At 73.1% G+C, this 24236-nt stretch carries 18 protein-coding genes; 3 read left to right on the forward strand and 15 right to left on the reverse strand.

Going from position 1 to position 24236, the window contains the following annotated elements:
• Positions 1-21: 21 nt before the first annotated feature.
• The 12 genes from NHL53_RS11445 to NHL53_RS11500 form a co-directional block, all read right to left on the reverse strand.
• Positions 22-1299, reverse strand: a complete 1278-nt coding sequence (locus NHL53_RS11445; RefSeq protein WP_433776994.1) for an Nramp family divalent metal transporter — start codon at positions 1297-1299, stop codon at positions 22-24.
• Positions 1300-1422: 123 nt separating this feature from the next.
• The gene (locus NHL53_RS11450) at positions 1423-2988 is read right to left on the reverse strand and encodes a 5-oxoprolinase/urea amidolyase family protein (protein WP_433776995.1); all 1566 of its coding nucleotides are present in this window, start codon (positions 2986-2988) and stop codon (positions 1423-1425) included.
• Positions 2985-3743, reverse strand: a complete 759-nt coding sequence (locus tag NHL53_RS11455; protein ID WP_433776996.1) for a LamB/YcsF family protein — start codon at positions 3741-3743, stop codon at positions 2985-2987. Before NHL53_RS11455 ends, NHL53_RS11450 begins: the two co-directional genes overlap by 4 nt.
• A 20-nt stretch (positions 3744-3763) precedes the next feature.
• Positions 3764-4681, reverse strand: coding sequence for a 4-(cytidine 5'-diphospho)-2-C-methyl-D-erythritol kinase (locus NHL53_RS11460; protein WP_433776997.1), 918 nt, complete (start codon positions 4679-4681; stop codon positions 3764-3766).
• Positions 4682-4697: 16 nt separating this feature from the next.
• Positions 4698-5768, reverse strand: a complete 1071-nt coding sequence (locus NHL53_RS11465) for an aldo/keto reductase (RefSeq protein ID WP_433776998.1) — start codon at positions 5766-5768, stop codon at positions 4698-4700.
• 39 nt (positions 5769-5807) lie between these two features.
• Positions 5808-6920: an AI-2E family transporter gene (locus NHL53_RS11470; RefSeq protein WP_433776999.1), complete on the reverse strand. Its 1113-nt coding sequence runs from the start codon at positions 6918-6920 to the stop codon at positions 5808-5810.
• Between the two features lie 9 nt (positions 6921-6929).
• Positions 6930-7799 (reverse strand): 16S rRNA (adenine(1518)-N(6)/adenine(1519)-N(6))-dimethyltransferase RsmA, encoded by an 870-nt coding sequence (gene rsmA / locus NHL53_RS11475; protein WP_433777000.1) that lies wholly within the window; start codon positions 7797-7799, stop codon positions 6930-6932.
• Positions 7800-7830: 31 nt separating this feature from the next.
• Positions 7831-8730 (reverse strand): TatD family hydrolase, encoded by a 900-nt coding sequence (locus NHL53_RS11480; protein ID WP_433777048.1) that lies wholly within the window; start codon positions 8728-8730, stop codon positions 7831-7833.
• 11 nt (positions 8731-8741) lie between these two features.
• The gene (metG, locus tag NHL53_RS11485) at positions 8742-10316 is read right to left on the reverse strand and encodes a methionine--tRNA ligase (protein ID WP_433777001.1); all 1575 of its coding nucleotides are present in this window, start codon (positions 10314-10316) and stop codon (positions 8742-8744) included.
• 52 nt (positions 10317-10368) lie between these two features.
• Positions 10369-12228, reverse strand: coding sequence for a penicillin-binding transpeptidase domain-containing protein (locus NHL53_RS11490; RefSeq protein ID WP_433777002.1), 1860 nt, complete (start codon positions 12226-12228; stop codon positions 10369-10371).
• A 34-nt stretch (positions 12229-12262) separates the two neighbouring features.
• Positions 12263-13786: a gluconokinase gene (locus tag NHL53_RS11495; RefSeq protein ID WP_433777003.1), complete on the reverse strand. Its 1524-nt coding sequence runs from the start codon at positions 13784-13786 to the stop codon at positions 12263-12265.
• 46 nt (positions 13787-13832) lie between these two features.
• On the reverse strand, positions 13833-15215 hold the full coding sequence (locus NHL53_RS11500) for a GntP family permease (RefSeq protein WP_433777004.1): 1383 nt from the start codon (positions 15213-15215) through the stop codon (positions 13833-13835).
• A gap of 114 nt (positions 15216-15329) precedes the next feature.
• On the opposite strand from NHL53_RS11500, the gene NHL53_RS11505 reads away from it, so the two are divergent.
• Positions 15330-16052 carry a FadR/GntR family transcriptional regulator gene (locus tag NHL53_RS11505; protein WP_433777005.1) on the forward strand — a complete coding sequence of 241 codons (723 nt, stop codon included), beginning with the start codon at positions 15330-15332 and terminating at the stop codon, positions 16050-16052.
• Between the two features lie 2 nt (positions 16053-16054).
• Here NHL53_RS11505 and rsmI read toward each other — a convergent pair whose 3' ends face one another.
• Positions 16055-16873: a 16S rRNA (cytidine(1402)-2'-O)-methyltransferase gene (rsmI, locus tag NHL53_RS11510; RefSeq protein WP_433777006.1), complete on the reverse strand. Its 819-nt coding sequence runs from the start codon at positions 16871-16873 to the stop codon at positions 16055-16057.
• 24 nt (positions 16874-16897) lie between these two features.
• On the opposite strand from rsmI, the gene NHL53_RS11515 reads away from it, so the two are divergent.
• Positions 16898-18439: a dolichyl-phosphate-mannose--protein mannosyltransferase gene (locus tag NHL53_RS11515; RefSeq protein WP_433777007.1), complete on the forward strand. Its 1542-nt coding sequence runs from the start codon at positions 16898-16900 to the stop codon at positions 18437-18439.
• 51 nt (positions 18440-18490) lie between these two features.
• Here NHL53_RS11515 and NHL53_RS11520 read toward each other — a convergent pair whose 3' ends face one another.
• Positions 18491-19327 (reverse strand): aldo/keto reductase, encoded by an 837-nt coding sequence (locus tag NHL53_RS11520; RefSeq protein ID WP_433777008.1) that lies wholly within the window; start codon positions 19325-19327, stop codon positions 18491-18493.
• 9 nt (positions 19328-19336) lie between these two features.
• Positions 19337-20248: a DUF817 domain-containing protein gene (locus NHL53_RS11525; RefSeq protein ID WP_433777009.1), complete on the reverse strand. Its 912-nt coding sequence runs from the start codon at positions 20246-20248 to the stop codon at positions 19337-19339.
• On the opposite strand from NHL53_RS11525, the gene hrpA reads away from it, so the two are divergent.
• Positions 20247-24224: an ATP-dependent RNA helicase HrpA gene (gene hrpA / locus NHL53_RS11530; protein WP_433777010.1), complete on the forward strand. Its 3978-nt coding sequence runs from the start codon at positions 20247-20249 to the stop codon at positions 24222-24224. The two genes, NHL53_RS11525 and hrpA, sit on opposite strands and share 2 nt — an antisense overlap.
• The last annotated feature ends 12 nt before the right edge of the window (positions 24225-24236 follow it).

The raw sequence follows: 24236 nt of genomic DNA on the forward strand, positions 1-24236 counted from the left end.
CCGCACGGCCCCGGGGCTCCTTCAGATCGTCGGCCACCCCAGAGGTCCCGCGATCGCGTTGTACGCCTGGTACACGCCCAGGACCACGAACAGCACCGCCGTCAGCCCCAGCGCGGCGTTCGTGTACCAGCGGTTGCGGTACGCGCGCGGCACGCGGTCCGTGTTCAGCAGCGGCAGCAGCGTCACCGCGAGGAACGGCATGAACAGGGCGCCGAGGAACCCGTACAGCAGCACGAGGAAGATCGGCTGGTCGAGGATGAGCAGCAGCATCGGCGGGAACGTGAGCCACAGCAGGTAGGTCTTGCACCACTTCCCGCCCGCTCGCGCGTCGGGATGCGCGGATCCCTTCCCCGTCACGTTCCCCATGAAGTCGGCGAACATGAGGGAGACCCCGTTCCACACGCCGAGCACCGACGAGAGCCCCGCGGCCCAGAAGCCGACGAGGAACCACACCCCGATGAAGTCGCCGTATCGGTCGCGCAGGACCACGTCGAGGTCGAGGAGGCCCTGATCGCCCGACGAGAGCGCGACGCCCGCGGCGCGCACGACCTCCGCTCCGACGATGAGCATCGCGATGACGAACACGCCGGTGACGACGTAGGCCATGGTGTTGTCGATCCGCATGACCCGCAGGAAGGCCGGCTTGTCCCATCCCTTCTCCCTCAGCCAGTATCCGTAGGCGGCGAGCGTGATGGTGCCTCCGACGCCGCCCGCGAGCGCGAGCGTCGTGAACCAGCCGCCTTCCGGCACGAGCGGGACGAGGCCCGCCAGCGTGTCGAGGAGGTTCGGCGCGGCGATGACGGCGAGCAGGACGATCGTGACGAACATCAGGCCCACGAGCACCGCGGTGATCTTCTCGAACACCGCGTAGCGGTTGAACCAGACCAGCAGGAATCCGAGGATGCCGGTGACGACGCCCCAGAACCAGACCCGGCCGAGCAGGGGGTTTCCGTCGAAGAGCGCGGCGAGCGGCAGCGCGGTCGAGCTCATTGCGGACGCCGCGTACACGAACCCCCAGATGACGATGTAGGGCCCGAAGTACCAGGCGGGCCAGCGCCCGAGCGTGCGCCATCCCTCGAAGATCGTCCTGCCGGTGACGACCGTGTACCGTCCGGCGCCCTCGACCAGGACGATCTTGAGGAGCACTCCCAGCACGACGGCCCAGAGCAGCATGTACCCGTAGTTCGACCCGGCGACGAGCGTCGCGACCATGTCGGCGGAGCCGACGCCGGTCGCGGCGACGACGAGACCCGGCCCGACGACCTTCCACTTCGGCGCGGCTTCTGCAGGTGCGGCCATGGACAACCTCCTTGTTGCGGCCTGACGACGGGATCCGGCCTCGTGGGCCGGATCCCCGTGACGAGGTCACACGCTAGCGCCTGCGTGTGACGAGGATGTGTCGGCGCGACCGGAGGGCGGCCGTTACGTCGCCGGAGGGGCGTCCCGCAGCGCGAACCTCACCCGGTCGCCCGGCCGCAGCTGCGCGGCGCGCGACAGGTCGTCTGCGACGACGACCGCGATGACCGGATACCCGCCCGTCACCGGGTGGTCGGGGCCGAACAGCACCGGCTCCCCCGACGGAGGCACCTGCAGGGATCCCCGGACGACGCCCTCGCTCGGCAGCTCGCCCTCCCGGCGGCGCAGCGGGCGGGCGGCCGGATCGTCGGCGTCGGGCAGGAGACGGGCGCCGACCCGGTCGGTCTGCGGCCCGACCACCCACGAGGCCGAGGTCAGCTGCGCCAGCTCCTCCGGTCCGAACCAGTCGTCCCGGGGCCCGGGCACGATCCGGAGGGGCGCCCGGACGGGCACCTCGGGCTCGGGCGCGGGAGCGCCGACCGCATCGAGGCGTCGGCCGTCGCCGGCGGGGAGCACGTCCCCCGTCCGGAGCGGGGCCGGCCCCACCCCGCCGAGCGTGTCGGTGCTGCGGCTGCCGAGGACCGGCGGCACGTCGATGCCTCCGCGCACCGCGAGCACGACCCGGAGGCCGTGCACGGGCGCGCCGATGCGGACCGTCTCCGCGTCGCGGAGGGCGAACGGAGCGCCGAACGGCTCGTCCCGCGTTCCTCCGTCCGCGATCTCCACCTCGACCGCGCACGGCGCGCCGCAGACCGCGACGACGCGATCTCCCCGCGCCCGGACGGCGAGCCCGCCGAGCAGGCTCTCGATCACCGCGGCGCCCGCGGGGTTGCCGACGAGGCTGTTCGCCTCGCGCGCCGCGCGGGGATCCGCGGCGCCCGAGGCGCTCGCGCCGAGATCGGCGAGCCCCGGCCGGCCCTGATCCTGCAGGAGCGCCTGCGGTCCGGTCTCGCGCACCTCGAGACCCGACGACGGGTCGAGCGGCGCGGCGAGGGGAGCCGGAGCGGCGGAGACGAGCTCGCGCACGGCGCGGAACCGCACGACGTCGCCGGGCCGCACGAGGGCGGGCTCCTCCCGCGCGACGTCCCACATGCGCGCGGACGTGCGCCCGATGATCCGCCACCCTCCCGGCGACGAGCGCGGGTAGACCGCCGAGAAGCCCCCAGCGAGCGCGACGGACCCCTCGGGAACGGAGGTGCGCGGCGCATCCCGCCTCGGCACGGCGAGGGTCGCGTCCCCCCCGGCGAGGTACATGAAGCCGGGGGCGAACCCGCCGAACGCGGCGTGCCACTCGCTCTCCGTGTGGGCGCGCACGACGCTGTCGGGCCCGAGCCCCGTGAGCCGCCCGACCTCGCCGAGGTCGTCGCCGTCGTAGACGACGTCGACGACGACCGAGCGGGGATCGGCCCCCGCCCCCCGCTCTCCGGGATCGAGGGACGCGAGCGCGGACCGCCCCCGAGCGGCGTGCCACGGAGTCGCGAAGGACACGAGGACCGTGCGGGCCGCGGCCACGACGTCCCTCTGGCCGGGCAGGGGCCGCGCGCGGAGCGCCGCGTGCAGGCGGCGGACCGCGTCGAGGGAGGGCTCCTCCGCGAGGAGCGCGCGGTCGCCGGCGGCGCGGACCGCCCTCACGCGAACGCCTCGATCCGCACGCCCCTCTCGACGAGCGCCCCGCGCACGGCTCCGGCCATCGCCACCGCGCCGGGGGTGTCGCCGTGCAGGCAGACGCTCTCCGCCCGGATCCGCAGCGGCGTGCCGTCGATCGCGTCGATGACGCCCTCGTCGCCGAACCGCGCCATGCGCCGCGCGACCTCGTCGACGTCGTGCAGCACGGCGCCCGGCTCGCGACGCGGCGCGAGGGTGCCGTCCGGCATGTACGCCCTGTCGGCGAACGCCTCGGCGACCGGGCGGATCCCGGCCCGCTCCGCGAGATCGAGGGCGAGGGATCCGGGGAGGGCCAGGAGCGCGAGGCCGGGATCGACGGCGCGGATCGCGTCGACGACGGCGCGCGCGTGCCCCTCGTGGCGGACGATGGCGCCGTACAGGGCGCCGTGGGGCTTGACGTAGCGCACCGCGCCGCCCGCGGCGCGCGCCAGCGCCGCGAGCGCGCCGATCTGGTAGACGATGTCGTCGGCGAGCTCGGCCGGCGCGCAGTCGAGGAAGCGCCGCCCGAACCCCGCGAGGTCCCGGTATCCGACGTGCGCGCCGATCGCGGCCCCCGCGGCCAGGGCGCTCCGACAGGTCGCCGCGATGCCGGAGGGGTCGCCGGCATGGAAGCCGCAGGCGATGTTCGCGCTCGAGACGTGGGCGAGCATCGCCTCGTCGGCGCCCATCGGCCACGGGCCGAACGACTCGCCGAGGTCGCTGTTCAGATCGATCGTCGCCACGCTCCCGACCCTATCGGCGCTCAGACGACGCGCGCCCCGTGCACCGGGCCGTGCACCCGCATCGCGCGGAGGCCCTCGTCGCGCAGCGCGCGCGAGAGCCGCTTCGCCTGCTCCGCGTCCGCCGCGAGGAACGCGACGGTGGGGCCGGAGCCCGACACGAGCCCGGCCACGGCGCCCCGCGCGATCCCGCGGTCGAGGAGCGCGCGCAGATCGGGGCGCAGGGACAGCGCCGCCTCCTGCAGGTCGTTGCGCAGCGTCTCCGCCAGCGCCTCCGGGTCGCCCGCGCGCAGCGCCTGCAGCACGGTCGCCTCGACCGCCGGCGCGGAGGCGCCCGCGCCCTCCTCCTCGCGGAGGCGATCGAGCTCGCGGTACACGTCCGGCGTGGACAGGCCGAACGGGCTCTCGACCAGCACCCAGTCGAACCGGCCGCGCGCGAGCGCCGGGTTGAGCCGATCGCCCCGTCCCGTGCCGATCGCCGTGCCTCCCATCAGCGCGAAGGGCACGTCGGCGCCGAGGCGCGCGCCGAGCTCCTGCAGCTCCCTCGCCGCGAGCCCCGTGCCCCAGAGCGCGTCGCACGCGACGAGAGCCGCGGCGGCGTCGGCGGATCCTCCGCCCATGCCGCCCGCGACGGGGACCGCCTTGCGCACGTCGAGGTGGGCGCCGAGGCGCGTTCCCGTCTCCTCGGCGAGCAGCCGCGCGGCGCGCAGGGCCAGGTTGCTCTCGTCCTCGGGGACGCCGGCGATGTCGACGTCGCCCGTGACGGAGATCGTGAGCTCGTCGGACGCGGTCGCGACGACGTCCTCGTAGAGCGACACCGCCTGGAACGCCGTCGCGAGCTCGTGGTAGCCGTCGTCGTGCCGCCCTCCGACCGCGAGGAACACGTTGATCTTCCCCGGCGCGCGCACCCGCACGCCGCCGAAGTCCTGGATCAGCGTCACCCGCGGTCTCCGAGCGTCACGACGCGAACGCCGAGGCTGTGCCGCCGGGGAGGCGCTCGGAGAGGGCGTCGATCGCCGCGAGCTCCTCGTCGGAGAACGCGGGCCCCTCGACGGCGGCGAGGTTCTCGTCGATCTGCTCGGGACGGGAGGCGCCGATGAGGGCCGAGGCGACCACCGGATCGCGCAGCACCCACGCGAGGGCGAGCTGCGCGAGCGTCTGGCCGCGCTCCCCTGCCACCTGGTCGAGGCCGCGGAGCACCGCGAGCGCCTCGTCGGTCAGGCTCCCGGCCGGCAGGGAGCGGCGCTGCTGCGCGCGCTCGGCCGTCCCGTCGCCGAGGTACTTCGCCGTGAGCAGCCCCTGCGCGAGCGGCGTGAACGCGATGGCGCCGAGCCCCTCGCCGCGCAGCACGTCGGTCAGCCCGTCCTCGATCCACCGGTCGAGGATCGAGTAGCGCGGCTGGTGGATCACGAGCGGGGTGCCGAGCGATCGGGCGATCGCCGTCGCCTCCGCCGTGCGGGTCGCCGAGTACGACGAGATGCCGACGTAGAGGGCCTTGCCCTGCCGCACGAGCGTGTCGAGGGCGCCGATCGTCTCCTCGAGGGGCGTGACGGGATCCTCGCGGTGCGAGTAGAAGAGGTCGACGTAGTCGAGGCCCATCCGCCCGAGCGACTGCTCGGCGCTGGCCAGCACGTACTTGCGCGAGCCCCACTCGCCGTGCGGTCCCGGCCACATGTCGTAGCCGGCCTTCGACGAGATGATGAGCTCGTCGCGGTACGGGGCGAGATCCTCCGCGAAGATCCGTCCGAAGTTCTTCTCGGCCGAGCCGTACGGCGGGCCGTAGTTGTTCGCGAGGTCGAAGTGGGTGATGCCCCGGTCGAACGCGTGCCGCAGGAGCGCCCGCTGATCGTCCAGCGGGATGTTGTCTCCGAAGTTCCACCACAGCCCGAGCGACACGGGCGGCAGGAACAGCCCGCTGGAGCCGACCCGACGGTATCCCCTGGCATCGTATCGGTCGGCCGCCGCCTGGTACGGGCGGTGCAGATCGCGGATCTCGGTGGCGGTGCGGAAGCGGGCGTCGTCGGTCACGACGCCAGACTATCCGCCCGCGCCGGCCGGGGGGGCCGCTCAGACCTTCGCGTCCTGCCGCGGGATGACGACCTGCTTGACGATGAGCAGGATCGACGCCGTCACGGGGATCGCGACGAGCGCGCCGAGCAGCCCGAGCAGCGTGCCGCCGACGAGCGCGCCGATGACGACGAGCGTGCCGGGGACCGAGATCGTGCGGTTCATGATGCGCGGCGTCAGCAGATATGCCTCGAGCTGCATGTAGACGAGGTAGATCACGGCGAAGAGGATCGCCGAGACGGGGCTCGTGAACAGCGCGAGCGCCGTTCCGATCGCCCAGAACAGCACGGATCCGATGAGCGGGATGAGCGTGATGCAGAAGGCCGTGACCGCCATGAGCTGCGGGAACGGCAGCCCGAGGGCGAGGTGCACGACGAACACGACCACGGCGTTGATGAAGGCCAGGACGACCATGCCGCCGAGGTACCCGCCCACCGAGGCCGTGATCTGCTCCGTGATGTCGGTGATCGTCGCCCGGCTGCGGGCCGGGGCGAGGCGCGTGAGGGCGGTCTTGGTCGTCGGCAGCGAGGCGAGGAAGTACAGGCTCAGCACGATCACGATCACCAGGCCCGAGATGCCCGTCGCGATCGTCGACCCCACCTGGAGCATGCCCCCGCCGATCGCGGCGATGTTCTGCGGGTTCGCGAGGAAGGCCTGAGCGTCCTCCAGGATGTGGCCCACCTGGTCGCCGAACGACTCCTCGAGCCACGCGAACAGGTCGGAGCGCTGGAAGTCCTCCACGAGGCGGGGGATGTCGCGCACGAACTGGGAGATCTGCTCCACGACGGTCGGGATGATGAGCAGCAGCACGCCGGCGAGCGCGACGAGGAAGCCGACGCACACGATGACGATGCCCCACGCCCGCGAGAGGCCCCGCCTGCCGAGCCAGCGCACGACCGGGTCGAGCCCGAGCGCGATGAACAGCGCGAAGGCCACGTACACGAGCACCGTGGAGAGGTTCGTGATCGCGATGCCGAGGGCGATCGCGACGAGGCCGCCGAGGGTGAGGAGGAACCCCGCCCGGAACGGCTGCCGGAGGAGCGCCCCGACCGGGCGCGCTCGCTCGCCGGGGGCGTCGGCGGCAGGGGGTGCGGAGGGCGTCGTGTTCGCCATGCTCACACCCTAGGCCGAGGGGTCGGCGCCGGGGGACGCCGCGACCCGCGCGATGCGGAGGAAGTCGTCGATCGTCAGCTGCTCGCCGCGCACGGTCGGCGCGACGCCCGCGGCCTCGAGGACGGCGCTCGCCGCGGTCGCGGATCCCCCGAGCGCGCTCGAGAGGGCCTGGCGCAGCATCTTGCGGCGCTGCTGGAAGGCGAGGTCCACGAGGCGGAAGGTGCGCACGCGCTCCTCCTCCGTGCCGAGCGCGTGCGGGGAGCGCGAGAAGCCGACGAGCACGCTGTCGACGCCGGGGACCGGCCAGAACACCTGCCGGGAGACGGTGCCCGCGAGGCGCCAGGATCCGTACCAGGCGGCCTTCGCGCTCGGCGCGCCGTAGATCTTGCTGCCCGGCGCCGCGGCGAGGCGCTCCCCCACCTCGGCCTGCACCATGACGACCCCGCGGTCGAGCGAGGGGAACGTCTGCATGAAGTGCAGCAGCACGGGCACCGAGACGTTGTAGGGCAGGTTCGCGACGAGCACCCGGGGGGCTCCGGGGAGCTCCTCGATCGTCATCGCGTCGTGCTCGACGACCTCGAGGGCGCCGTCCGGCACGCCGCGCTCCGCGGCCGTCCGCGCGAGGCGCGACGCGAGCCGCGGGTCGATCTCGACCGCGGTGACGCGCGCGCCCGTCTCGAGGATCGCGAGGGTCAGCGATCCGAGGCCGGGCCCGATCTCGACGACGCTCTCGCCGTCCTCGACGCGCGCGGCGCTGACGATCTTGCGGACGGTGTTCGCGTCGACGACGAAGTTCTGGCCGAGCCTCTTCGTCGGCGTCACGTCGAGCTCGGCGGCGAGCCGGCGGATGTCGGCGGCGCCGAGCAGCTGGACGGTCATCGGTGTGTCATCCCCTCGTGGAGCGGTGCGATCATGCGCCGAAGTCGCCGTACACCTCGCGCGTGCTGCGGGCGATCGTCGCGCACAGCTCGTCGAGGTCGGCGCCGAGCTCGCGCGCGATGAAGCGCACGGTGAGGGGCACGAGATAGGGCGCGTTCGGCCGTCCGCGCAGCGGGGTCGGGGTGAGGAAGGGCGCGTCGGTCTCGACGAGGATCCTCTCGACCGGCGTCACCGCGAGCGCGTCGCGGAGGTTCTGGGCGCTCCGGAAGGTCACGTTGCCCGCGAACGACAGCCAGCACCCCTTCTCGGTCGCCTCGCGCGCCATCTCGGCGTCGCCGGAGAAGCAGTGGAAGACCGTGCGCTCGGGCGCTCCTGCGCGATCGAGCGCGCCGAGCACCTCCCTGTGCGCGTCGCGGTCGTGGATCTGCATGGCGACGCCGTGCTTCTTCGCGAGCGCGATGTGGGCCTCGAACGAGGCGATCTGGGCGGGCCTGCCCTCCTCTCCCGTGCGGAAGAAGTCGAGCCCCGTCTCGCCGATCGCGCGCACGCGCGGATGCGCGGCGAGCTCGTCGACGACGGCGATCGCCTCGTCGAGCTGGCCGCGCTCCGCGTAGATCGGCGCGTCGTTCGGGTGGATCGCGACGGCCGCGAGCACGCGTGGATCCGCCTCCGCCGCCTCGACGGCCCACCGCGACGACGGGATGTCGCCCGACGACTGCACGACGCCCGCGATGCCCACGGCCTCCGCGCGGTCGAGCTGCTCCGCGAGCGAGAGCGTCTCCTCGCCGTCGGCGATGTCGAGGTGGCAGTGGTTGTCGTAGACGGGCACCTGGAGCGGCTCGGGAGCCGGCGGGTAGGAGAGGTTCTTCCTGCCGTCCTTCGAGCGCTCGGTCACGTATGTCTTCGGCTGCGCGCCGCCCTCGCCCGTCATCTCCGCTCCGGTCACTCGTCCTCGATGCGGGGGAACAGGGGGGCGAGCTTGGACGCCGTCGCGCCGGCCGGGAGCTGGCCCCAGCGCCCCGCGTCGCGCACGTCCTGCGCCGTCAGCGCGCCGAGCGCCTCCTCCGCGCCGAGCGCCGTCCAGAGCTTCCGGGTGGACTCGGGCATCACGGGCGAGAGCAGCACGGCGAGCGCCCGCAGCCCCTCGAGGCACGTGTACAGCACGGTCGCGAGACGCTCGCGCTGCGCGTCGTCCTTGGCGAGCACCCATGGCTCGCTCTCGGTGATGTATCCGTTGAGCGCGTCGACGATCGTCCAGATCGCGTGGATCGCCTCGTCGGTGCGGAACCGCTCGATGGCCGCGTCGGCGTTCGCGGCCGCGTCGGCGACGATCCTCTGCACGGCGAGGTCGGCGTCCGCGTACTCGCCCGGCTCCGGAGCGGATCCGTCGAAGTACTTCGCGGTCATCGCGATCGAGCGCGACGCGAGGTTGCCGAACCCGTTCGCGAGCTCCGCGTGATAGCGGGCGAGCATGTCCTCCCACGAGAACGAGCCGTCCTGCCCGAAGGCGATCGCCGAGAGGAAGTAGAAGCGGTACGCGTCGCTGCCGAAGGTCTTCACGAGGGTCTCGGGCGCGATGCCCGTGGCCTTCGACTTCGACATCTTCTCGCCGCCCACGAGCAGCCAGCCGTGCGCGAACACGCCGCGCGGCACCTCGAGGCCCGCCGCCATGAGCATGGCCGGCCAGATCACGGCGTGGAAGCGCAGGATGTCCTTGCCGACCACGTGGTGGCCCGGCCAGCGGCGCTCGAAGCTCGCCTCGTCGGATCCGTATCCGATCGCCGTCGCGTAGTTGAGCAGCGCGTCGACCCACACGTAGATGACGTGCGACGGATCCCACGGCACGGGGATTCCCCAGTCGAACGCCGACCGGGAGATCGAGAGGTCCTTGAGCCCCTGCTGCACGAAGGCGACGACCTCGTTGCGCGCCGACTCGGGCTGCACGAAGTCGGGGCGCTCGCGGTAGAGCTCCAGGAGCTGGTCGGCGAACGCGCTGAGGCGGAAGAAGTAGTTCTTCTCGTGCAGCAGCTCGAGGGGCTTCGAGTGGATCGCGCAGACCTTGAGCCCCTCGAAGGCGCCCGTGCCGTCGACGATCTCGCTCTCGGGCTTGAACTCCTCGCAGCCCACGCAGTAGAGCGCCTCGTACTCGCCGGCGTAGATGTGGCCGCGCTCGTAGATGGCCTGGATGAACGCCTGGACGCCCTTCTCGTGGCGCTCCTGCGTCGTGCGGATGAAGTCGTCGTTGGCGACGTCGAGGGTCTTCAGCAGCGGGAACCACGCCTCGCCGACGAGCCGGTCGACCCACTCCTGCGGGCTCACGCCGTTCGCGGCCGCCGCGCGCATCATCTTCTGGCCGTGCTCGTCGGTGCCCGTCAGCATCCAGGTGTCGTCGCCGGCCTGGCGGTGCCAGCGCGCGAGCGTGTCAACCGCCACCGTCGTGTACCCGTGGCCGATGTGGGGCACATCGCTCGGGTAGTAGATGGGCGTGGTGATGAAGAACGAACCGCCGGAAGTCACCCGACAAGTCTAGAGGCCCCTCCCCCGCGGATCGCACAGGAAGAGGGGCGCCTCACCGCAGGAAGTCCTTCAGGATCGGCCCGGCGTCCTCGGCGCCCGAGGTCGCGTCCTCGACGAAGACGGCGACGGCGAGATCCCCCTGGGTCGCGATCATCCAGCCGTGCCGCGCGAGGCGTCCGTCGTCGTCCGCCTCGCCGTGTTCCGCCGTGCCGGTCTTCGCGCCGACGGCGGGGTCGACATCATCGAGGAAGGTCGCGGACCCGTCCGTCACGACCGCCCGCATGAGCCCGCGCAGGGTCTCCGCCTCGTCCGCGGTCAGCGGCTCGGCGGGTTCGGCTCCCGATCCCTCTCCGGCGACGAGCACCGGGGTGACGGTCTTCCCCGCGGCGACGGATGCGGCGGCCGTCGCCATCGCGAGCGGGCTGGCGAGCACGCGCCCCTGTCCGATCATGTCGGCGGCGAGCTCGGTCTCGCTCTCCGGCTCGGGGATCGACCCCGTGAAGACGGGCAGACCCGCCTCCGCGTCGAGGCCGATGCCGAGCGCCGCGGCCGCGCTCTCGAGAGCGGATCCGTCGATCGCGTCGCGCTCGCCGATGAGCGCGGTGTTGCACGAGTGCGCGACCGCCTCGCGCAGCGTGATCTCGCCCGTGAAGGCGTCTGGATACTCGTCGTGATTGCGGAACGCGTATCCGTCGACCTCGATGCGGTCCGCGCACGTCACGGCGTCGTCCGGCGTCGCCCCCGCCCGCAGCAGCGCGAGCGCCGTGGCGATCTTGAACGTCGATCCCGGAGGGTACTGCCCCGTCGCGGCGGCGTTCGCGATGTCGCCGTCCGGACCGTCCGCGAGCGCGAGGATCTCGCCCGTGGACGGGCGGATCGCGACGAGCGCGGTCGTGCCCGGCTGATCGGCGAGCACCGCGTCGGCGCGCTTCTGCAGGCCGACGTCGAGAGAGGTGCGGAGCGGCTCCCCCTCCTCCGCGTCCCACTCGACGAGCGCGCGGCGGTCCTCGTCGACGCACGGCTCGTCCTCCTCGCACGCGACGGCCTCGACGGCGATCGCGGGCGCCCCGCGCAGCTGCGCGTCGTAGGCGGCCTGCAGGCCGCCGAGGCCCACCCGGTCGCCCTCGCGCACGGCCCCCTCCGAGCCCTCGATGATCTCCGCGGTCGCCTCGCCCACGGATCCGAGGATCCCCCGCGCGAAGGCGCGCGTGGGGGCGAGCAGCATCGTGTCCTCGATCGCGTTCGCGCCGGGGATGTCCGAGAAGTCGTCCGGCACGCGGTCCGCCGCGTCCTCGGGGCGCAGGACGATCGCCTCGACGAAGGCGAGCTCGCCCATCTGCTCCGCGCGGGCGACGAACTCGTCGGCGTCCACGCCGACGGCCTCCGCGACGGCCCTGGCGCTCGAGGCCACCTCGTCGGCGGAGATCCAGCTCTTGTCGAGGCCGTACCTGGTCACCTCTCGCTCGGCGACGATCTCCTCGTCGTCGGCGCCGAGGATCGGCGCGCGGTCGGCGAACGACCGCCGCACCTCGATCGTCTCGCCCTCCGCGAGCCCGTCGGCGACGAGGGAGGGATACCCCTCGACCTCCCACGCGTCGTCCTCCCGCACGAGGGTCGCCGTCTGCGCGTAGGTCCAGGCGCGGCCCTCGATCTCCCAGGCGAACGCGAGCGGCACCTCCGCGCGGTCGCCGTCGCGGGTCGCCTCGCCGGCCGTCACCTCGAGCGGATAGTCGGCGAGCGGCGCGACGAGCTCGTCGTCTGCCCCCGGGATCGCGGAGAGGTCGTGAGCGGACAGCGCCTCCGTCAGCTCCCCGATCGCCTCGTCGAGGCCGTCGTCGGCGGTGCAGGCCGTCAGCCCCAGGAGGGGGACGACGAGGAGGAGGGCGAGAGCGCGGCGGGGAGACGAGGTCACCCTCCGCATTCTGCCCGTTCGGCTCGCCGGCCCGCTAACGCCAGAGCGAGAGCCGCGTCTGCAGCTCCTGGAGGACGATGTCCGCCGGCAGCAGCGCGGCCGACACCCGCTCGAACACCGGACGCAGCTCAGCGTAGATCTGCGCGTCGTGCTCCTGCGGGGTGATCGTGTCGCGCACCGGCACGAGGTCTGCCGCCACGTCGATCGACTCGATGAGCCCGAGCGCCTCCATGCCGAGCAGCGCGGCGCCGAAGCCGGATCCCTCCTGCCCCTCCGGCATGCCGATGGGGTGCGAGAAGGCGTCGGCGAGCGTCTGGCGCCAGATGGGGTGCTTCATGACGCCGCCCGTCGCCCGGATCTCCTCGATGTCGATGCCGGCTGACCGCATGGAGCGCAGCACGAGGGTGAGCTGCAGCGCCACGCCCTCGACGGCGGCGCGCACGAGGTGGGCGCGGGTGTGCGCGCGGGTGAGACCGACGTACGCGCCGCGCTCCCCGCCGCTCCACCGGGGCGCGCGCTCGCCGAGGAGGTACGGCAGCATGAGCAGCCCCCCGGATCCCGCGGGCACCGTCACCGCCTCGTCGAGCAGCTGGGCGGTCGACAGCCCGGCCTCCCCGGCCGTGACCTCGGCGCGCACCCAGTCGAGCACGACGCCGCCGTTGTTGATCGCGCCGCCGATCACCCAGCGGTCCTCGGTGAGGGCGTAGCAGAACACGCCGCCGTGCTCGTCGACCGACGGCCGGTCGACGCTCACGCGCAGCGCGCCGCTCGTGCCGACCGAGCAGGCCGCGACGCCGTGCTGCACGGCGCCGACGCCGAGGTTCGCGAGCGGGCCGTCGCCCGCGCCCGCGACGACGGGCGTCGCGGCGTCGAGCCCCGTCGCCTCGGCCGTCTCCGCCGTGAGGCCCGGCAGCACGTCGCGCGTGCGGACGAGCCGGGGCAGGCGCCCCTCATCGATCCCGGCGATCTCGAGCGCCTCCGGATCCCACTCCAGCCGGTGGATGTCCATGAGGCCCGACGCGGACGCGAGGGAGTGATCGACGACGAGCTCGCCGCACATGCGCAGCAGCACCCAGTCCTTGATGCCGGCCCACCTCGCGGCGCGCGCGTGCAGCTCCGGCTCCTGCTCGCGGAACCACACGAGCTTCGCGAGCGGCGACATCGGGTGCACGGGCGTGCCCGTGCGGCGGTGCAGCGCGAGCCCCGATCCCGAGGCGCGCACCCGGCCCGCCTGCTCGGTCGCCCGCGTGTCCGCCCAGGTGACGACGCGGGTCAGCGGGCGGCCGTCCTCGTCGAGCGCCATGAGGCTGTGCAGCGCCGACGAGAACGACAGCCCGGCGATCCGGTCCGCGCCGCACGCCTCGACGACCTCGCGGACGCCCCGGAGGACGGCGTCGAGGATGAGCTCCGGATCCTGCTCGGCGTGCCCCTGGAGGGGCTCCTCGAGCGGATAGCCGTGCGAGGCCGACGCGGCGAGCGCGCCGTCCGCCCGGTAGGCGACGACTTTCGTCGCCGTGGTGCCCATGTCGATGCCGATGACGATGTCGCGAGCGCTCATCTCTTCCCCCAGGGGTCGTCGGGTGCCGTGGTCGGTGCGGTGCGGGTCAGAAGATCGCGTAGATCACGAGGACGAGGGCGAATCCGACGACCGACTCGATCGCCTGCTGCACCGTCCACGTCTTCAGCGTGGTCTTCACGTCCATGTTCATGAGCCGGCCGACGAGCCAGAAGCCCGAGTCGTTGACGTGGCTCGCGAACACGGAGCCCGCCGCCGCCGCGAGCGTGATGGCCGCGACCTGCACCATGCTGAAGTCGCCCGCCGTCACCGCGGGGGCGATGAGGCCGGCGGTCGTGACGAGGGCGACCGTGGCCGACCCCTGCGCGACGCGGAGGATCACGGCGATCACGTACGCGGCGAAGATGACGGGGAGGCCCAGGTCGGCGAGCGAGCCCGAGAGCGCGTCGCCGATGCCGGACTCGCGCAGCACGCCGCCGAACATGCCGCCCGCGCCGGTGATGAGGATGACCGAGGCCACCGGGCCGAGCGTGCCCTCCACCAGCTTCTCGAGCGCCGAGCCGTTCTCGCCGCGGAAGCGGCCGAGCACGAGCAGGGCGACGAGCACCGTGATGAGCAGGGCGACGGGCGCGGTCCCGATGAGCGTGAGCGACTGGACCCACAGCTCGTCGGCGTCGACGACCCCGATCGAGCGCAGCGCGTCGAGGCCCGTGTTGAGGAAGATCAGCAGCAGCGGCAGCGCGAGGATCCACGCGACCGTGCTCGTCTTCGGCGGGTTCTGGGGAAGGTCGTCGTCCTTGCCGCCGAACAGCGACGGGACGATCATCGGGTAGCGAGAGTTGACGAACTTCGCCCACAGGTAGCCGGAGACGTACCAGGTCGGGAACGCGATGACGATGCCGACGAGCAGCACGATCCCGAGGTTCGCCTCGAAGAACTCGCTGGCCGCGACGGGCCCGGGGTGGGGCGGCAGGAACACGTGCATGACCGAGAAGGCCGCGGCTCCCGAGTACCCGTAGAGGAGCAGGTTCTTGCCGCCGATGCGCCGTGCGACCGCGAAGATGATGGGCAGCATCACGATGAGGCCGGCGTCGAAGAAGATCGGGAAGCCGAGCAGCAGCGAGGTGAGGCCGAGGGCGAAGGCGGCGCGCTTCTCGCCGAACACCCGCACCATCGAGTCGGCGACCGCCTTCGCGCCGCCGGACGACTCGATGAGCCGGCCGAGGATCGCGCCGAGTCCGATGAGGAGCGCGACGTTGCCGAGCGTGCCGCCGAACCCGCCGACGAGCACGCCGACGATGTCGCCCGCGGGGATGCCGGTCGCGATCGCGGTCAGGAGCGAGACGAGGATCAGGGTGAGGAACGCGTGCAGCCTCACCTTGATCACGAGGAACAGGATCAGGACGACCGCTCCGGCGGCGATCCCCAGCAGGGGCCCCGCTCCGAGTGTCTGAGTCCACTCTTCAGCCATGGTTTTTCTCCGTTGAAATCTGAGGCGTCATCCGCAGGTCAGCCGTCGACCCGCCTCAAAGGTATTACTTATTGACACGATAAGGTATCACTATTCGACGTCGAAGGGGGACCGATGGCAACGGGGCTGCACGAGGACATCGTCGATGCGCTCGGCGGCGCCATCGCCGCGGGCAGGATCCCTCCGGGCTCGGTTCTCACCCTGGCGCAGCTCGAGGCCGAGCACCAGGCCTCCCGCACCGTCGTCCGCGAGGCCGTGCGCGTGCTCGAGAGCATCGGCCTCGTCTCCTCCCGCCGCCGGGTCGGCATCACCGTGCAGCCCCGGGAGCGCTGGGACGCCTTCTCGCCGCAGCTGCTCGCCTGGAACCTCCAGGGCCCGTTCCGCCAGCAGCAGCTGGAGGCGCTCATGGAGCTGCGCGTCGCCGTCGAGCCCATGGCCGCGCGCCTCGCGGCCCAGCGCGCGAGCGCCGCCGAGCGCGCCGAGCTCACCCGCCTCGCCGAGGTGCTCGTCGGCCTCGGCCGGCGCGGGCTCGGGACCTCGGAGGAGTTCCTCGACGCCGATGTCGCGTTCCACGCGCTCCTCCTGCGCGCGAGCGGCAACCCTCAGATCGTCGCCCTGCAGACGCCGGTCGGCGCGCTGCTGCGCGGGCGCAGCCGGCTCGGCCTCCACCCCGTCGTCCCCGCGCCCGGCACCCTCGAGGATCACACCCGGGTGGCCGCCGCGATCCGCGCGGGCGACGCCGAGGAGGCCGAGATGCTCTCCCGCACGCACATGCGCGGCGTCTGGCACGAGGTGCAGGGCGACGGCAGCCTCTCGAGCCCCGCCGACAGCGCCTGAGGTCAGCCCTTCGCGGCGAGCGCGGCCTGGTACAGCTCGCGCGACGGATGCCCCGTCGCCTCGGCCACCTCGCGCGCCGCGTCCTTGGTGCGCACGCCGGACGCGACGAGCTCGCCAACCTGACGCACGGCGTCGGCGAGCGGGACGGCGCCGCCCTCGGAGCCGGCCACCACGATCGCGAGCTCGCCGCGCACTCCGTCCTCCGCCCAGGCCGCGAGCTCGTCGAGCGTCCCGCGGCGCACCTCCTCGTGCAGCTTCGTGAGCTCCCGCGCGACGGCGGCCCGGCGGGTTCCGCCGAAGGCGCCCGCCATGTCGACGAGCGTCTGGGCGACGCGGCTCGGCGCGTCGAAGAACACGAGCGTGCGCGGATCCGCCGCGAGCGCGGCGAGCGAGCGCCGGCGCTCCCCTGGCTTCCGCGGGACGAACCCCTCGAACGAGAAGCGGTCGGTCGGCAGGCCCGAGACCGCGAGCGCGGTGAGGACGGCGCTCGGGCCCGGGATCGCGGTGACCTCGACGCCCGCACGAGCGGCCTCCGCGACGAGCCCGTAGCCGGGGTCGCTCACCGTCGGCATGCCGGCGTCGCTCAGGACGAGGACGTCCTCGTCGCGCGCGATCCCGACGATCTCGGCGGCGCGCTGCTTCTCGTTGTGGTCGTGCAGCGCGATCAGGCGCGGCCTGTTGTCGATGCCCAGCGCGGCGAGCAGGCGCAGCGTCGTGCGGGTGTCCTCGGCCGCGACCGTCGTCGCCTGGCCGAGGGCCTCCACGAGGCGCGCCGAGGCGTCGCCGAGGTTTCCGATCGGGGTGGCCGCGAGGATGATCATGTCTCAACCGTAGGGTGAGGGACTATGAGCTCCCGCCCCGCCGCGACCATCCGCCGTGCGCGGGTCGCGCGCTGGGCGGTCCCCGTCGGTCTGACGCTCGTCGCCCTCGCCCTGCGCCTCGCCGGCCTCTCCCGGCCGCACGAGCTGCTCTTCGACGAGACCTACTACGTCAAGGACGCCTGGTCGGTGCTGACGCTCGGGTACGAGGGCTCCTGGCCCGACGACGGCGACGCGGCGTTCGAGGCCGGCGACGTGGGGGCCCTCTCGCCGGAGGGCTCCTTCGTCGCGCATCCGCCGTTCGGCAAGTGGCTCATCGCGCTCGGCCTCGCCGCGCTCGGACCGGAGACGGCGTGGGGATGGCGCATCTCGACGGCGCTCATCGGCGCGGCCCTCGTCCCGCTGCTGTACGCCGTCGCGCGCCGGATCACCGGATCCGTCGCCTTCGCGGGGCTCGCCGGCGGACTGCTCGCGCTCGACGGCCTCGGCATCTCGATGAGCCGCATCGCGCTGCTCGACACGCCCCTGTCGTTCCTCGTCCTGCTCGCCCTCTGGTTCGCGCTGCTCGACCGGCCGGGCACGACGGCGCGGATCGCCTCGGGCGCCCAGCGGGATCGCGTCGCCGGGCCGGTCGTGTGGCGGCGCCCCTGGATCGTCGCCGCGGGGCTGACGCTCGGCTGCGCCGCGAGCGTGAAGTGGTCGGCGCTCTACGCCCTCGCGGTGCTGGGCGTCGCGCTCGTCGTCGCCGACGCGCTCGATCGGAGGCGCGCGGGCGTGCGCGCGTGGGCCCCCTCGGCGATCGGCCGGCAGGGCCCCGCGACCTTCGCGCTCCTCGTGCCGCCGGCCTTCCTCGCCTACCTCGCGACCTGGACGGGCTGGCTCGCGACCTCGGGCGGATACGGGAGGGACGGATCCGCGAACCCCCTCCTCGCGCTCTGGGACTACCAGCGGGCGGTCTACCGGTTCCACGTCGGGGTCCAGTCGCCGCACACCTATCAGAGCCCGGCGTGGGAGTGGCCGCTGCTGGTGCATCCCACGCTCATGTCGCGTTCGGAGCAGCCGTCGTGCGCGCTCGGCGAGAGCTGCGTGAGCGTCGTCGCGGCGCTGCCGAATCCGCTCGTCTGGTGGCTGTCGATGATCGCCGTCGTCTGGCTCGTCGTGCGACTCCTCCGCCAGGCTGTCCGCAGGACGCGCCTCGACGGGCGCGCCGCCTTCGTCCTGCTCGGCGTCGCCGCGACGTTCGCCCCCTGGCTGCTCTACCCGAGCCGGACGACGTTCTTCTTCTACGCGGTCGCGATGCTGCCCTACGCGATCCTCGCGCTCGTCGTCGTGCTGCAGCACCTGTGGCGGGCGCGCGAGCCGGTGCTGCTGCCGGATCCCTCCCCCGCCGAGGTCGAATGGGCGGCGAGGGAGGCGAAGGACCGCACCGCCGCGTGGCGGCAGACGGTCGTCGTCGTCACGGTGCTCGCGTTCGCGGTGGGGCTCTTCTTCCTCCCGTTCGCGACGGGATCCCCGCTGCCGTTCCTCCTGTACCGCGCGCACCTCTGGCTGCCCACCTGGTACCTGTAGACGCCGAGAGCGGCGGGCGCCGCAGGGCGCCCGCCGCTCTCGGTCGTCGGATCAGTTGAACTCGAGCGGGTGCGACCCCACGCGCCCCGACCCGTCGCCCGGGTCGATCGCGTCGATGGCCGCGACCTCGGCGTCCGTCAGCTCGAAGCCGAAGACGTCGAGGTTCTGCTGCATGCGCTCGCGGCGCACCGACTTCGGGAAGACCACGAAGCCGCGCTGCAGGTGCCAGCGGATGACGACCTGCGCGGGCGAGACGCCGTGCGCCTCGGCGGCCTGGGCGACCGCGGGGTTCTCGAACAGCGGGTACTTGCCCTGGCCGAGCGGACCCCACGACTCGATCTTCGTGCCGTGCTCGGCGGCCCAGGCGAGCACGTCGGCCTGCTGGTAGGCGGGGTGCAGCTCGATCTGGTCGACGGCGGGCACGACGCCCGTGTCCTTCACGATGCGGTCGAGGTGCTCCGGCAGGTGGTTCGAGACGCCGATCGAGCGCGACAGCCCGGCGTCGCGGATCTCGATGAGCTTCTGCCAGGCGTGCGAGTAGGTGTCGTGCGCGGGCGTCGGCCAGTGCGTGAGGTAGAGGTCGACGTACTCGAGCCCGAGCTTGTCGAGGCTCTCGCGGATCGCGTCGTGGGGCTCCTCGCCCGCCTGGCGGTCGTTCCACAGCTTGGTGGTGACGAACAGCTCGTCGCGCGCGATGCCGCTCTTCGCGATCGCGGCGCCGACGCCCTCCTCGTTCTTGTAGATCGCGGCGGTGTCGATGTGGCGGTAGCCGACCTCGAGCGCCTCCGAGACGGCCTTCTCGGCCTCGTCGGCGGGCACGAGGAACACGCCGAAGCCGAGCTGCGGGATGTCGTATCCGGAGTTGAGGGTCAGGGTGGGAACGGTCATGCCGTCAGCCTAGCCACGCCGCGCGCCCCCGGCTCCGATCGCGTCATCGGATGACGAGGGCGGCTCGGGGCGCGAGACGACCGTCACGAGCACGACCGAGATCATCATCAGCAGGAACCACGAGACGAGCTTCGACAGCGACACGGGATGCCAGCCGTCCTCCTGGCTCGGGTAGATCCACGCGCCGGCCGCCGTGCCGATGTTCTCGGCGATCCAGAGGAAGAACGCGACGCCCGTGAACGCGACGAGGATCGGCATCCGCCGCACCGCGCGATCGGCGTGGTTGCGGAAGCTCATCGTGCACCGGGCGTACAGCAGGACGACGGCGGCGACGAGGATCCACCGCGCGTCCGGCAGGAAGTGGTGCGAGAAGAAGTTGACGTAGACCGCCGCGGCGAGCGCGACCGTCGCCCCGAGCGGCGGGTACCTCTCGAAGCGCAGCTCGAACAGCCGGAAGACCCGCATCATGTAGGAGCCGACGGCCGCGTACATGAACCCCGTGTAGAGGGGAACGCCGCCGATCCGCAGCAGCCCGTCGCCCTCGTACGCCCACGAGCCGACGTCGGTCTTGAACACCTCCATCGCGGTGCCGACGACGTGGAACAGGAGGATCGCTCCCGCCTCGCGCAGCGACTCGAGCCGGAAGAGCAGCATCGCCGCCTGGATCCCGACGGCCGCGATCACGAGCGCATCGCTGCGGGCGATCGCGGCGTCGTCCGGATACCAGAGGCGCGCGGCCACGAGCGCGGCCAGCATGAGGGCGCCGAACACGCACGCCCACGCCTGCTTCAGGACGAAGACGACGAACTCGATCGCGGCGCGGCGGGGACCGGAGGCGTCCGACAGCCGCGCGAGGCGCGCATGGGCCCACGCGTCGATGCGGCGCTCGAGCGGAGTGAGCGCGCGGCGGGACGAGGGCATGCGCCGATCGTACGAGCCCGCGGTGGCGGTAAGCTGGAGGGCTATGTCTTCCGCCTCCCCCGTCATCTCCTATCCCGCCGAGCTGCCCGTCAGCGCCGCGCGGGACGAGATCGCCTCCGCGATCCGCGACCACCAGGTGGTCATCGTGGCCGGCGCGACCGGGTCGGGCAAGACCACCCAGCTGCCGAAGATCGCGCTCGAGCTCGGCCGCTCCTCGATCGCCCACACGCAGCCGCGTCGCCTCGCGGCCCGGACGATCGCCGAGCGCGTCGCGGAGGAGATGCAGGTCGAGCTCGGCGGGCTCGTCGGATACAAGGTGCGCTTCACCGACGAGGTGTCGGACGAGACGCGCGTCGCGCTCATGACCGACGGGATCCTCCTCAACGAGATCCACCGCGACCGGCTCCTGCGCCGCTACGACACGATCATCGTCGACGAGGCCCACGAGCGCTCCCTCAACGTCGACTTCCTGCTGGGGTACCTCCGGCGCCTCATGCCCGAGCGGCCCGACCTGAAGATCGTCATCACCTCGGCGACGATCGACCCGGAGTCGTTCGCGGCCCACTTCTCCGAGCCGAACGGCGATCCCGCGCCGATCGTCGAGGTGTCCGGCCGCACGTACCCGGTCGAGATCCGCTACCGCCCCCTCGTCGCCGACGCCGCCGACGGCGAGGAGGCCGACCCTGACGTCGACGAGCACCCCTACGCGGTCGACGACGAGGTCTCGGCGATCGTCCAGGCGCTGAAGGAGCTCGACCGCGAGGCGCCGGGAGACGTGCTCGTGTTCCTGCCGGGCGAGGCGGAGATCCGCGACGCCGCCGACGCGGTGCGCGGAGCCTTCTCGAACCCCGCCGCCCCCGTCGAGGTGCTGCCCCTCTACGGGCGCCTCAGCGCCGCCGAGCAGCACCGCGTGTTCGAGCGCTCCCGCGTCGCCGGCCTGCGTCGCCGGATCGTGCTCGCGACGAACGTCGCCGAGACGTCGCTCACGGTGCCGGGCATCAAGTACGTCGTCGACGCCGGCACCGCGCGCATCTCGCGCTTCTCGAACCGCGCGAAGGTGCAGCGCCTGCCCATCGAGCCCGTCTCGCAGGCCTCCGCGCAGCAGCGCTCCGGCCGCGCCGGACGCACGAGCTCCGGCATCGCGATCCGCCTGTTCTCGCACGACGACTTCGTGCGGCGCCCCGAGTACACCGATCCCGAGATCCTCCGCACCTCGCTCGCCTCGGTGATGCTGCAGATGCTGTCGCTCGGCTTCGGAGACGTCGCGGCGTTCCCGTTCCTCACCCCTCCCGACTCCCGCGGCGTGAAGGCCGCGCTCGACCTGCTCGTCGAGCTCGGCGCCGTCTCGCTCGGCCGCTCGGGCGGGGATCCGCGGCTCACCCGCACGGGTCGCGAGATCGCCCGCCTGCCGATCGACCCCCGCTTCGCGCGGATGCTCGTGGAGGCGGCGCGCACGGGGACGACAGACGACGTGCTCGCGATCGTCGCCGGCCTGTCGATCCAGGACGTCCGCGAGCGCCCGGAGGAGCAGCGCGAGCAGGCCGATCAGGCGCACGCGCGGTTCGTCGACCCGACGAGCGACTTCCTCACGCTGCTGAACCTCTGGAACCACCTGCGGGAGAGGCAGCGGGAGCTGGGGTCGAGCGCCTTCCGCCGCCTCGTCCGCTCCGAGTTCCTCAACTACGTGCGCGTGCGCGAGTGGTTCGACGTGCACCGCCAGCTGCGCTCGCTCACCCGCGATCTGGGCCGCGGAGGAGGCCGCCGACGCGGCGAGGAGGCGCGGAGCGCGCCCGCGGGCGAGACGAGCGACGCCATCCATCGCGCCCTCCTCTCCGGTCTCCTGTCGCAGATCGGCGTGCTCGACGAGCGCGAGGCGAAGAAGGGCGACCGCGGGCGCGGCGCGCGCGGGGCGACCTATCGCGGCGCACGGGGCGTGTCGTTCCAGGTCTTCCCCGGATCCGGGCTGAGGAAGCAGAAGCCGCGCGCCGTGATGGCGGCCGAGCTCGTCGAGACGTCGCGCCTGTTCGCCCGCACGGTCGCCGCGATCGATCCGTCCTGGGCCGAGCAGCTGGCCGGCGACCTCGTGCGCCGGCAGATCTCCGAGCCCCGCTGGTCGAAGGACGCGGGCGCCGCCGTGGCCTCCGAGAAGGTCACGCTGTTCGGCGTCGAGATCGTCTCCGCGCGCCGCGTGCAGTTCGCTCGGATCGACCGCGCCGCCGCCCGCGAGATGTTCGTGCGCCACGCCCTCGTGGAGGGCGAGTGGGATCCGTCGCGCCTGTCGAAGCCCGTCACCCGGTTCCTCAGGCAGAACGCCGATCTGCGCCGCCGCCTCGAGAAGCTCGAGGAGCGGGAGCGCCGACGCGACATCCTCGTGGGAGACGAGGCCGTCTTCGCGTTCTACGACGCGCGCGTGCCCGCCGACGTGTTCGACGTGCGCAGCTTCGAGGCGTGGTGGCGCGACGCCCTCTCGTCCGAGCCCGATCGCCTCACGATGCGCGAGGCCGACCTCGTCGGCGGCGAGGCGACGGCCGACGCGCGCGACTTCCCGACGCGGTGGACGCAGGGCGACCAGACGCTGCACCTCGCCTATCGGTTCGAGCCGGGCGCGCCCGACGACGGCGTGACCGTCGTCGTGCCGCTGGAGCTGCTCGCCTCCCTCGACCCGGCGGGCTTCGACTGGCAGGTGCCCGGCATGCGCGACGAGCTCATCACGGCGCTGCTCAAGGCGCTGCCGAAGGCGATCCGACGGCACGTCGTGCCCGCGGCCGACTGGGCCGAGAAGCTCTCCGCCGAGCTCGCGGGCTCGGGGCCGGAGGACCACGCGGGGCGCCCGGATCAGCCGCTCGCCGCCGCCCTCGCGCGCCTCGTGCAGCGCCAGGCGCACCAGCCCGTCTCCCCCGCCGACTTCGACATGGAGCGCGTGCCTGCGCACCTCAGGATGTCGTTCCGCGCCGTCGATCACCGCGGTCGCGCCGTCGCCTCCGGGCGGGACCTCGCCGCGCTGCAGGAGCGGCTGTCGGATCGCGCCCGCGCGCAGGTGGCGCGGCAGATCGACCGCTCCCGCTCCGCGGAGCCGCAGGGCCCGGATCGCGTTGCAGCCCAGGCCGCCCGCCCGCGGCTCGAGCAGCAGGGCCTCGTCGACTGGTCGTTCGGCGATCTGCCCGAGGCGATCGACACCCGCGTCGCGGGCGGTGTCGTGCGCGGCTATCCCGCGCTCGTCGACGAGGGATCCTCCGTCGCCGTCCGCGTCGAGACGACCGCCGAGCAGGCCGCGCGGGAGACCCGGGCGGGCCTCAGGAGGCTCCTTCTCCTCACCGTCCCCTCCCCCGTCTCCTACATCCAGGAGCACCTCACGGCGCAGGAGAAGCTCGCCCTCGCGGCGTCCCCCTACCCATCGCCGAAGGCCGTCATCGAGGACTGCCGCGCGGCCGTCGCCGACCAGGCGATCGCCGACGCGGCCCCTGTCCGCGACCGCGCCGCGTTCGACGCGCTGCGGGAGCGGGTGCGCGCCGTGTCGGTCGACGGCGTGTTCGACGCGGTCTCGCTCACCGCGAAGATCCTCGCCGCCGCGCGCTCCGTCGAACGCGCGCTGAAGGCGGCCAACTCGATCGCGCTGCTCGGACCGCTGGGCGACGCCCGCCAGCAGCTCGACGGGCTCGTGCATCCCGGGTTCGTGCTCGCGACCGGGCTCGACCGGCTCCGGCACCTGCCGCGCTATCTGGAGGGGATCCGCCTCCGCCTCGAGGCGCTCCCCGACAACCCGGGGCGCGACCGCGCCTGGATGACCGAGTTCGAGCGCGCCGCGACGGCGTTCTCCGACGCCGGCGGACGCATCCCCCTGCCCCTCGACGCGCCCGCGCCCCTCGTCCGCGCGCGCTGGCTGCTCGAGGAGCTGCGCGTGGGACTGTTCGCCCAGCGTCTCGGCACCGCCGAGACGGTCTCCGTGCAGCGCGTCGCGAAGGCCCTCGCGGGATGAGCCGCGCCGGGC

This window comes from Microbacterium sp. gxy059 (assembly GCF_050958665.1).
Classification (GTDB): domain Bacteria; phylum Actinomycetota; class Actinomycetes; order Actinomycetales; family Microbacteriaceae; genus Microbacterium.

Excerpts from the sequence above, each read along its gene's own strand:
- NHL53_RS11525 (WP_433777009.1), bottom strand. The coding sequence starts at position 20,248 with ATGCCCTCGTCCCGCCGCGCGCTCACTCCGCTCGAGCGCCGCATCGAC.
- rsmA (WP_433777000.1), bottom strand. The coding sequence starts at position 7,799 with ATGACCGTCCAGCTGCTCGGCGCCGCCGACATCCGCCGGCTCGCCGCC.
- NHL53_RS11505 (WP_433777005.1), top strand. The coding sequence starts at position 15,330 with ATGGCAACGGGGCTGCACGAGGACATCGTCGATGCGCTCGGCGGCGCC.
- rsmI (WP_433777006.1), bottom strand. The coding sequence starts at position 16,873 with ATGATCATCCTCGCGGCCACCCCGATCGGAAACCTCGGCGACGCCTCG.
- NHL53_RS11445 (WP_433776994.1), bottom strand. The coding sequence starts at position 1,299 with ATGGCCGCACCTGCAGAAGCCGCGCCGAAGTGGAAGGTCGTCGGGCCG.
- NHL53_RS11520 (WP_433777008.1), bottom strand. The coding sequence starts at position 19,327 with ATGACCGTTCCCACCCTGACCCTCAACTCCGGATACGACATCCCGCAG.
- NHL53_RS11500 (WP_433777004.1), bottom strand. The coding sequence starts at position 15,215 with ATGGCTGAAGAGTGGACTCAGACACTCGGAGCGGGGCCCCTGCTGGGG.
- NHL53_RS11495 (WP_433777003.1), bottom strand. The coding sequence starts at position 13,786 with ATGAGCGCTCGCGACATCGTCATCGGCATCGACATGGGCACCACGGCG.
- NHL53_RS11470 (WP_433776999.1), bottom strand. The coding sequence starts at position 6,920 with ATGGCGAACACGACGCCCTCCGCACCCCCTGCCGCCGACGCCCCCGGC.
- hrpA (WP_433777010.1), top strand. The coding sequence starts at position 20,247 with ATGCGCCGATCGTACGAGCCCGCGGTGGCGGTAAGCTGGAGGGCTATG.
- NHL53_RS11515 (WP_433777007.1), top strand. The coding sequence starts at position 16,898 with ATGAGCTCCCGCCCCGCCGCGACCATCCGCCGTGCGCGGGTCGCGCGC.
- NHL53_RS11480 (WP_433777048.1), bottom strand. The coding sequence starts at position 8,730 with ATGACGGGCGAGGGCGGCGCGCAGCCGAAGACATACGTGACCGAGCGC.